At 44.1% G+C, this 10,401-nt stretch carries 11 protein-coding genes; all 11 read left to right on the forward strand.

Annotated features, from left to right (window positions below):
* Window positions 1-124: 124 nt before the first annotated feature.
* Entirely contained in the window at window positions 125-628 is a 504-nt protein-coding gene (gene fliL / locus A3735_RS09255; protein WP_068513649.1) for a flagellar basal body-associated protein FliL, read from the forward strand.
* A gap of 96 nt (window positions 629-724) precedes the next feature.
* A complete protein-coding gene (gene fliM / locus A3735_RS09260; protein ID WP_197470043.1) occupies window positions 725-1,741 on the forward strand; it encodes a flagellar motor switch protein FliM in 1,017 nt (338 codons plus the stop codon).
* Complete coding sequence (gene fliN, locus A3735_RS09265; protein WP_068511675.1) at window positions 1,734-2,234, forward strand: flagellar motor switch protein FliN; 501 nt, start codon at window positions 1,734-1,736, stop codon at window positions 2,232-2,234. The genes fliM and fliN overlap by 8 nt, the downstream gene beginning before the upstream one ends.
* Before the next feature lie 4 nt (window positions 2,235-2,238).
* Window positions 2,239-2,835: a flagellar biosynthetic protein FliO gene (gene fliO, locus A3735_RS09270; protein WP_068511678.1), complete on the forward strand. Its 597-nt coding sequence runs from the start codon at window positions 2,239-2,241 to the stop codon at window positions 2,833-2,835.
* Window positions 2,832-3,614 (forward strand): flagellar type III secretion system pore protein FliP, encoded by a 783-nt coding sequence (fliP, locus tag A3735_RS09275; protein WP_068554009.1) that lies wholly within the window; start codon window positions 2,832-2,834, stop codon window positions 3,612-3,614. The genes fliO and fliP overlap by 4 nt, the downstream gene beginning before the upstream one ends.
* A gap of 14 nt (window positions 3,615-3,628) precedes the next feature.
* Complete coding sequence (fliQ, locus tag A3735_RS09280) at window positions 3,629-3,898, forward strand: flagellar biosynthesis protein FliQ (protein ID WP_068511910.1); 270 nt, start codon at window positions 3,629-3,631, stop codon at window positions 3,896-3,898.
* Between the two features lie 3 nt (window positions 3,899-3,901).
* A complete protein-coding gene (gene fliR / locus A3735_RS09285; protein WP_068511913.1) occupies window positions 3,902-4,690 on the forward strand; it encodes a flagellar biosynthetic protein FliR in 789 nt (262 codons plus the stop codon).
* Between the two features lie 7 nt (window positions 4,691-4,697).
* Window positions 4,698-5,834: a flagellar biosynthesis protein FlhB gene (gene flhB / locus A3735_RS09290; protein ID WP_068511915.1), complete on the forward strand. Its 1,137-nt coding sequence runs from the start codon at window positions 4,698-4,700 to the stop codon at window positions 5,832-5,834.
* Between the two features lie 122 nt (window positions 5,835-5,956).
* Complete coding sequence (gene flhA / locus A3735_RS09295) at window positions 5,957-8,134, forward strand: flagellar biosynthesis protein FlhA (RefSeq protein WP_068637977.1); 2,178 nt, start codon at window positions 5,957-5,959, stop codon at window positions 8,132-8,134.
* A gap of 77 nt (window positions 8,135-8,211) precedes the next feature.
* Window positions 8,212-9,576, forward strand: a complete 1,365-nt coding sequence (gene flhF / locus A3735_RS09300) for a flagellar biosynthesis protein FlhF (RefSeq protein ID WP_068511921.1) — start codon at window positions 8,212-8,214, stop codon at window positions 9,574-9,576.
* A 181-nt stretch (window positions 9,577-9,757) separates the two neighbouring features.
* Window positions 9,758-10,401: MinD/ParA family protein (locus A3735_RS09305; RefSeq protein WP_068637979.1), on the forward strand; the 644-nt coding region annotated here is incomplete at its 3' end.

The raw sequence follows: 10,401 nt of genomic DNA on the forward strand, positions 1-10,401 counted from the left end.
ATATCAAATAGTTAAAGGCAACAGTTAAGCTTCCGTTTAAACGGAGAACTGTTGTTTTTGGCATACACTTTGCTGGATATCTGTAAAGGTGCTCAGCTGCGATTTGATATGACGGGATTTTGACGTGGCAGAAGAAGAAAACAAAACTGAAGAAGAGCAATCTGGCGAAGGTGGTTCAAAGAAAAAGCTAATTATTATTATTGCGATCGTTGCAATTTTAGCTATTGGTCTATCGGTTGGTGTGACGATGTTTTTGCTTGGTGGCGATGAAGACGCACCAACTGAACCGGTTATTGAAGAAGAAGTAAAGGAGCCAGCTAGCTACATTCCAATTAAGCCAGCATTTTTGGTTACGTTTAATGTCGATGGGCGTCAGCGGTATATGCAGATTTCATTATCTGTTTCTAGTCGTGATGCCAGTGCTTTGGATGCTTTAGACCACCATATGCCTTTGATACGTTCACGTTTATTGAATGTATACGCAGATCAGGACTTTCAACAGATTCGCACTGAGGAAGGTAAGTTAGCGCTTCAAGCTCAGACAGTCGAAGTGATTAATACTGTCTTAAGTAGTGAAGAGGCTGGTGAGATAGAGAACGTTTATTTCACTAATTTTGTATTGCAGTAGTTTTGTTCAAGATGTTTTAAGTTATTTGTTTGGTGTTATTTTCGCGACCGTCAAATAGCTTATTTTGTGATTGCTTAAAAATTCATATAGTCAGGTATTAGTGTGCAAGATTTATTATCACAAGACGAGATAGATGCGTTATTGCATGGTGTCGATGATGGTGATATCGACACGGAGGACGATGCCGATGAAGAAGGTATACGCAATTACGACTTAGCGAGCCAAGATAGAATTGTGCGCGGGCGCATGCCTACGCTCGAAATGATCAATGAAAGGTTTGCCCGCTACACCAGAATCAGCTTGTTTAACCTGCTCCGTAGAAACGCCGACGTTTCTACGGGCGGTGTCCAGATCATGAAGTTTGGAGAGTATATCCATACTCTTTACGTTCCTACCAGTTTAAATATTGTCAAAATCAGACCTCTTCGCGGAGCTGGTTTATTTATTTTTGATGCCAAGCTAGTTTTTAAACTTGTTGATAACTTCTTTGGTGGTGATGGGCGTCATGCAAAAATTGAAGGGCGTGAGTTTACGCCTACCGAGATTCGGGTTGTTCATATGGTACTCGAACAAGTCTTTATCGATATGAAGGAAGCGTGGAGCGCAGTTTTCAAAATTGATTTTGAGTATATGAACTCTGAAGTTAACCCTTCAATGGCGAATATTGTTAGCCCTAGTGAAGTGATAGTAATTAGTACCTTTCATATCGAACTAGATGGCGGTGGTGGAGACCTTCATCTGGCCATTCCATACTCTACCATTGAGCCGATTCGCGAGATCCTCGATGCTGGTGTCCAGAGTGATGTTGACGATGTTGACGAGCGCTGGATGACAACTATTCGGAAAGATCTTTTAGAGGCTAATGTGCCTCTTAATGCGACAGTCCTAGAAGAACAGATATCACTTAGAGATGTTGCCAAGCTTGAAAAAGGTGATGTTATACCGATAGAAATGCCAGAGTTTATTACGCTAACTGCGAATAAGGTCCCTATGTTCAAAGCAAAGCTTGGGCAAAGTGATGGTCAGTTAGCGGCGAAAATTGAAGAAAAAATTGAACGACCCAACCTCATATCCAGTGTAGTTGACGAAAATTTGGAAGAAGAAAATGAGTGATAACGAAGATCAAAGTGAAGACGAAAAACTAGCATCTGAATGGGAAGCTGCAATGGAAGAGTCTGGTGATTCTGAAGGCGGCGAAGGTAGTGTTGAGGATGAGTGGGCGGCGGCAATGGCCGAAGCTGAAGCTATCGAAGGGGATGATGCTGATGATATTAAGTCTGCGCCTCTAGAGTCTTTTGATTCGCGTCCAGCTGCGGCTGCTAACGCTGGTGCTGGTGGCCCAGGCGCTCCCGATCTTGATGTCATTCTGGATATACCTGTTACGTTATCGATGGAAGTCGGTAATACCTCCATTCCGATCAGAAACTTATTACAATTGAATCAAGGTTCCGTTATTGAGCTTGACCGCTTGGCCGGTGAGCCATTAGATGTTTTGGTCAATGGCACACTAATCGCTCATGGTGAAGTTGTTATGGTTAATGATAAATTCGGTATTCGACTGACTGATGTAGTAAGTCCAACTGAACGTATCAGGCGTTTAGGGTAGTTTTGTGGGCTTACTGATTCGCCTTTGTGTGGTGTTCATACTGAGCACCAGTATTGTGTATGCTAATGAATCCTCAGATTCTACGAATCCTGGCACTGAGCCACAGCAACAATTAGTTGAGTTAGACGATACGTTAAAAACTGAAAACGAAGTTGTCAGCTCAAATACTGAATCGACCCACCTTAGTAAAGCTCGTGCACCAGAGTACGACCCGATAACGAGTTGGCCTATTGTTGTCGCTACTTTATTCGCAATGGTGGTCTTCATTTTTGTCTTGGCTTGGTTTGCTCGCCGATTTAGCGGATTTAATATTGCTAAAAATAGAGAAATGGAAGTGCTTTCGTCTCTTCCGCTTGGTGCAAGAGAAAAAGTTAGTTTGGTTCGTGTAAAAGGGCAGACACTTCTTTTGGGTGTTACCAATCAGCAGATTTCTTGTTTGCATACTTTTGACAGCGATTCTGATCTTAGTGATAACGCTCAAGAAGGTGGTGGTCGTGGTGCACATTCCGATTTTTCGACAACTTTAAAAGGCTTGCTCACTAAAAGTACGCCTGAGGAGCAAGGCAGCTCTGAGCTTAACTCTCAAGAGGGTAAGCTATGACAACGAAGTCAAAGTTTTCAGTGCGTACTTTTGCACTCCTAGCACTAGGTGTCGTTCTGTCATTGTTGTCATTTTCAGCTTTTGCTGAAGGTGCGCAAGGAAGCCCGGGTATTCCTGCTCTAACCCTGGTAAATAATTCTGATGGTTCGCAGACCTATACGGTGACGATCCAGGTTCTTGCGCTAATGACTGCGCTAACCTTCTTGCCTGCGATGCTGATGATGATGACTTCATTCACCCGAATAATCATCGTTTTCTCAATACTTCGCCAGGCCTTGGGGCTACAACAAACCCCTTCAAACCAGATAGTTTTGGGTTTATCGCTGTTTTTAACGATCTTTATTATGACGCCTGTTTTTGAAAAGGTTAATGAAACGGCTATCCAACCTTATATGAACGAGCAGCTAGCACCTGTTGATGCCGTTAAAGCCGCAAGCTTACCATTTCGAGAGTTTATGCTGACGCAGACAAGAGAAGATGATATTGCGCTGTTTGTGCGTATATCGGGTGCTGAATACAATACGCTTGATGACTTGCCGTTTTGGGTGTTGATGCCTGCCTTCGTAACAAGTGAACTGAAAACCGCCTTTCAAATTGGCTTTCTGCTGTTCCTGCCTTTTCTAATTCTCGATATGGTCGTGGCGAGCGTACTGATGGCAATGGGTATGATGATGTTATCACCTATGATTATCTCCTTACCTTTCAAGATAATGTTTTTTGTCTTGATTGACGGTTGGGCTCTGATAATGGGTAGTTTAGCCGCCAGCTTTGGAATATAACGAGGTAGATTAAGATGACGCCAGAGTTAGCAATTGACCTTGTAAGGGATGCCGTATTTGTAATTTTGATTTTGGTCACTTTAATACTCGTACCCGGCCTAATCGTTGGCTTGATGGTGAGTGTTTTTCAGGCTGCAACACAGATCAACGAGCAAACGCTAAGCTTCTTACCAAGGCTTCTGGTGACCTTGTTTGTGCTTATTGTCGCGGGTCCGTATATGATGACAAAAATTCTCGACTATTCAGAACGCTTATGGACTAGCATTCCATTACTGATCGGGTAAAAGATGGAATTTACCGACGCACAAATTGGCGCTTGGGTTGGGTCCTTCTTGTGGCCCTTATTCCGTATTGCCAGTTTCTTGATGGTGGTTCCGGTAATCGGAACACGGTTGGTGCCAATGCGTGTCCGAATTGGCTTATCCTTTGCCTTAACGCTAATCGTTGCTCCATTGATTGACCCTGTCCCTGTGATTGACGCTCTGTCAATCGGTTCTTTTTTGATTGTGCTTCAGCAAGTTGTTATCGGTACCTTAATGGGCTTCATGTTTGTGCTACTGATGCAGTTGTTTGTGGTGGCGGGGCAAATGATTTCGATGCAAATGGGTTTGGGTTTTGCTTCGATGGTTGACCCAACGAACGGTGTTAATACACCAATCCTGTCTCAGATATTCCTGATAGGCGTAACCTTAACGTTTCTTGCAATGAATGGTCATTTAGTGATGATTGAAGTGATTGTTGAAAGCTTTAGGGCGTGGCCGATTTCAGCAAGTATTATAGGTGAAAACTCGATAGAGCCTTACTTATTGTGGGATATGTTGATGAGGATTAACTGGCTCTTTGCTTCGGCTCTGCTGGTTGCGCTGCCAGTAGTAACTTCGGTATTGATTGTTAATATCTCCTTTGGAGTTATGACAAGGGCGGCACCGCAGATGAATGTATTCTCGCTCGGTTTTCCAATCGGTATGATTTTCGGTTTTTTCATTCTTTGGGTGGGTGTCGGAAATGTTGATACGCTTTTTATTCGTTTTAGCGAGCATACATATATTTATCTGCGCGATGTGATGGGGGCTTAGAGCGCTTATGGCAGAGAACGATAGTAGTCAGGATAAAACCGAAGAACCCACCGGCCGGAAACTCGAAAAAGCGCGAGAAGAAGGTCAGGTTCCCCGATCAAAAGAGTTAAATACAACTTTTTTACTGATTGTCGGGGCGGGGGGCTTGTTAATTTTTGGTAGCGGTATCGCAGCATCTTTAACAAAGATCATGACTGCTAGTTTTTCGTTTTCTAGAGAGGCGACACAAGATACAAGCCAGATGGGAATGTATCTCGCAAGAGCCGCGGTTGAAGTTGCAGAAGGTATTTTGCCGTTTCTAATTTTGTTGTTTGTATCGGCTATTGCAGGGTCCGTTGCTTTGGGTGGTTGGCTTTTCTCAACTAAAGCTCTGGCGCCTAAGTTTAGCCGAATGGACCCAATTAAAGGCTTGGCGAAGATGTTTTCCCTCAAGTCCTTAGTGGAGCTCATAAAGGCGATTGCAAAGGTGTCATTGGTTGTCGCAGTTGCAGTTTTGATTATTCACTCGCAATTGCCAACGCTTATCGGGCTTGCCGATCAAAATGTAATTTCAGCAATGGAAACAGCTTCCAAAATACTGGGGTGGGGTTTTTTCTATTTAGCATGTACGATGATCGTGATCGCTATGATTGATGTACCTTTTCAGATATTTGATCATACAAAAAATCTGAAGATGACGAAGCAGGAAGTGAAAGACGAATTCAAGGACACGGAAGGTAAGCCAGAGGTTAAACGGAAGATTCGCCAATTGCAGATGGAAATGGCGCAGCGTCGAATGATGCAAGATGTTCCTCAGGCTGACGTGGTGATTACCAACCCAACTCACTTTTCAGTCGCGCTACGATATAAACCTGAAGAAGATGCCGCGCCAATTTTGCTTGCGAAAGGGCATGATCAAGTCGCCTTGAAGATTAGAGAAATTGCCAACGAACATGATGTCGAAATTGTTGAGGCTCCACCGCTTGCGCGTTCGGTCTACCATCATGCCGAGATTGGTCAGGAAATTCCGAGTGGTTTGTATATGGCGGTTGCACAAGTGCTGGCATACGTATTTCAGCTTAAGCAGTTTAGGCGTCGCGTTATTACAAAACCTCCGAAACCGGACTTCCCCATACCGGATGATCTTAAATATGATGGCTCTTGATTAAGGGGCTGGCATTGCCTAATTACCGTAAACTGTAGAAGTCGGCGTGAATCTTGCTGATACCTTACTGATATTTGTTTTTCGTCAAATTAGTGACGATATCAGTCTTGGTAGTGATATTTATGCAGCAAGCCGCAATGCTTCAACAATTCAAGGTTCTTACTCAGGGTAATCTCGCCATCCCGGTGCTATTGATTGCAATCCTGGGGATGATGACCCTTCCTGTTCCTCCTTTCCTGCTTGATTTGTTGTTTACCTTCAATATTGCTTTGGCGCTTGTTGTCTTGCTTGTTTGTGTCTACTCCCTGCGGCCCGTTGAGTTCGCGATATTCCCAACCGTTTTGTTAGTTGCCACGCTTTTACGTTTGGCGCTAAATGTCGCTTCAACTCGTGTTGTTCTCTTGGAGGGGCACGAAGGTGGCGATGCTGCAGGTAAGGTGATTGAGGCCTTCGGTGAGGTTGTCATTGGAGGCAATTACGCTGTCGGTTTGGTTGTCTTTGCTATTTTGATGATTATTAACTTTGTTGTTGTAACAAAGGGTGCTGGCAGGGTCTCGGAGGTTAGTGCGCGCTTTACGCTCGATGCGATGCCGGGTAAACAGATGGCGATTGATGCTGATCTTAATGCTGGCATTATCGAACAGGAAGAAGCCAAGTCACGTCGTGAAGAAATTGCAACGGAGGCTGACTTTTATGGTTCTATGGATGGTGCCAGTAAGTTTGTTCGTGGTGATGCCATTGCGGGTTTGTTGATTTTAGCGATCAATATCATAGGCGGTCTCTCTATTGGCATGGTGCAGCATGATCTAGAATTCTCTGATGCAATGGAAAAGTATTCGCTACTGACTATTGGTGATGGCTTGGTTGCACAGATTCCTTCGCTACTACTTTCTACCGCCGCAGCAATTATGGTGACACGTGTTAGTAGTATGCAGGACATGTCGTCACAAGTTCTTGATCAGATGTTTCTATCCCCAAAGGCTTTATATGTGGCCTCAGGCATGCTTATCGCAATGGGTCTGGTACCGGGCATGCCTCATTTGGCATTCTTGGGTTTGGGTGGCGGTTTAGCATTTTTTGCTTGGTATGGTCAAAACAAGAGATCGAAAGGTGAAGAGGTTGAAGCAAGCGCTCCGGGTGCTCGCAGGTCAGGTGCTCAGCCTAATATGTCTGGCGGTGCTAATGTAACGCCTGATAATCAAGGTCAAATATCGGCTGATGGACAGCCTAAAGAAGAGTACAAAGAGCTTGGCTGGGATGATGTTTTGTCGGTCGATATTATAGGCCTGGAAGTTGGTTATCGCATAATTCCTCTTGTTGATAAAAATCAGGGGGGGGCATTGCTTGGTAGGATAAAAGGGGTGCGTAAAAAGCTGTCGCAAGAGTTAGGTTTCTTAATGCCTTCAGTTCATATTCGCGACAATCTTGACCTTATGCCAAATGTTTACCGAATCACCTTGATGGGCGTAACGATTGCTGAAGCAGAAATTCACCCAGAGAGAGAGCTAGCTATTAACCCGGGTCAGGTCTTTGGGAAAATTGACGGGGTTGAGGGTAGAGACCCTGCTTTTGGGCTTGATGCAATCTGGGTTGAGAGTTCTCAAAAGGATCATGCGCAAACGCTAGGTTATACCGTTGTCGATGCGAGTACTGTGGTGGCGACACACTTGAATCAAGTGCTTCAGAAGCATGCTAGTGAGTTATTGGGGCATGAGGAGGTACAGCAATGGTTGGATCAGTTGGCGAAGGTGTCACCTAAGCTATCAGAAGAGCTGGTTCCAAATACATTAACAGTCAGTCTGTTATTAAAAGTTCTTCAGAGTCTATTGATCGAGGACGTACCTATTAGAGATATGCGTTCGATCGCTGAAGCGCTGGTTAATGTAACTCCAAAGTCAGCTGATTCCACCCTGCTAACAGAAGCATGTCGACAGGGTATGAAAAGATTGATTGTCCAAAATATTTGTGGAAATGATGATGAAATCCCCGTTATTACCTTAGAGCCCGACTTGGAACAGTTATTGCTAAAGTCTGTGCAGCAGTCACAAAAAACTGGCGCGGGTGATGATATGGGAATGATACTTGAGCCCCGAATAGTTGAAACACTTCAGCGATCGCTCGGTGAAGCAGCTCAACGCCAGGAAATGCTCGGAAAGCCTGCAATCCTTTTGGTATCAGGGCCTTTGAGACCAGTGCTTGCTAAGTTTGTAAGGTTTGGGAGTGACCCGATTAATGTCCTTTCTTACCAGGAAGTGCCAAACAATAAACAAATAACAATCGTCGCGAACGTAGGTCAATAAATTGACGTCGTGTCGGTAGAACTCGCTCCAAGGTTCAATTGAAGTGATGAGTAGTAAACATAATCAGGTGATTCCTTATGGAAGTTAGACGCTTTTTTTCAGCGACCATGCAAGAAGTTTTAAAAATGGTTCGAGAAGAACTTGGCCCCGATGCGGTTATCTTATCCAACTCAAAAGTTGACGGTGGTGTCGAAATTGTTGCTGCGCTCGACTATGAGGAAGATGTCTCACCTGAAACCATCGAAAGTCAATTGATAGAGCGTGGCGAGCCTAGCCCTTCCCAACTTGCTCGTATGCATGCAGAAAAACACCTGAAACTGCAAAAAGAGCTAGATAGTGCGCGTAGAAAGATAGAAGAGGTTAAGGCTAAGCGTAAAGAGCGGCCTGATGCTCTTGCGCAAGAGAACGATTCAGAGGCAGTGTCTGAACCAGAGGCAAGCTCTTCGGCAATGGAGCGCAAGGCTGCGTCACATGATGCTAAACAAAATGGTACTCCGTGGGGCGAATTATCGGATATGCGTGCAGAGATATTAGAGATTAAAAAACTAATGTCCGGGCAGGCTTACAAGCAAGTGCAGAATGAAAAAGAACGTGAGCAATCGGCTACGCTCAGCAAAATCGAACGTAAACTCGAATCCCTTTGTATTGCCGGGGATCTTAAAAAACGGCTAATGGCAATGGTTGATTTAGGTATGGACTACAGTCAGGCATGGTCTCGTGTTTCACAGGGTGTTTCAGCTTTAATATCGGCTCCTGAAGATGACCTGATCGAGCAGGGTGGCGTCATTGCATTGGTTGGGCCTACAGGTAGTGGTAAGACCATGACAATAGGTAAAATGGCTGCTCAGTTTGTTATTCGACATGGTGCTGATGATATAGCCTTGGTGACAACTGACAGATACCGCATAGCTGCGCACGAGCAACTAAAGGTGTTTGGCAGAATACTCAATGTGCCTGTCCATGTTGTTGATGAGCGTCATAGTCTGGATACCATACTTGATGGCTTGCGTCACAAAAAACTTGTCTTGGTTGATACTGCTGGCCTAATGCATACCGACGCGTGCTGGTCTGAGCAGCTGCAGGAATTAAAGCTGTCGGGTCATGATATTCAGTCACACCTTGTTGTATCGTCTGTAGGGCAGTATCAGGTGATGTGTTCAAATTACCATCACTACAAAATGGTAGGCTTGTCAGGCGCCATTATTACTAAGGTTGATGAAGCTGTTAGCCTGGGTGAGGTGATGAGCTTTCTTATCGATACGCGTCTCAAAGCCAGTTATTTTACTGACGGTCAGCGAGTTCCTGAGGATATTCATGTGTTTAGGCAAAAAGAAATCCTCTCGAGAGCTGAATCTTTATTGAATAGTTCGGAGCGATGGGTAACAATCAGCGCCCAAGAGCATGAAGGTGGTTTAGATCAAATATTCTCTCATTCTGCGTAAACTTAATCATATCTGCTAAACTCTTATTAGCGTTGATTAAAATATAGAGCTGAATGTAGCAAGATTATGCAGCATACACTGAAAATACGGTCAATGTTTCAGTATCACGAAGATCTCAATATGGTTGAATAAACTGAAGTGCGAAAAATAATTAGATGTATAAAAGGGGATTTTCACCAGTATGGCGAATTCTAATCCGGTTCAGGTAATCGCGGTAACTGGCGGTAAAGGTGGTGTGGGCAAAAGTAATGTGTCTATTAACCTTTCGATTATGCTCGCTGAGATGGGGCGTCGTGTCGTACTTTTAGATGCCGATTTAGGTTTGGCTAATGTTGATGTTTTGTTAGGTATCACCTCTAAAAGCAATATAGCGGATGTGATAAGTGGCGAATGTTCTCTGCGTGACGTTTTGGTTGATGGGCCCAAAGGAATAAAAGTAGTACCAGCTTCATCTGGTACGCAAAAAATGGTTTCTTTGAATCCAATGGAACATGCCGGTTTAATTAATGCCTTTAGTGAAATTTCTGAAGATCTCGATGTCCTGATTATTGATACCGCAGCAGGTATATCCGATGGTGTTGTTTCGTTTCTTAGGGCTGCGCAAGAAGTTATTGTTGTCGTATGTGATGAGCCTACATCGATTACCGATTCATATGCGCTAATTAAATTGTTAAATCGCGATTACGATATGTACCGTTTTCGTGTACTGGCGAATATGGTTAAAACGCAGGAAGAGGGGCGCCACCTCTATTCCAAGCTTGCTCACGTTACTGAGAGATTTCTCGATGTTGCTCTGCAGTATGTTGGGTCAATCCCTTTCGATGA

The organism is Oleiphilus sp. HI0061 (genome assembly GCF_001635675.1).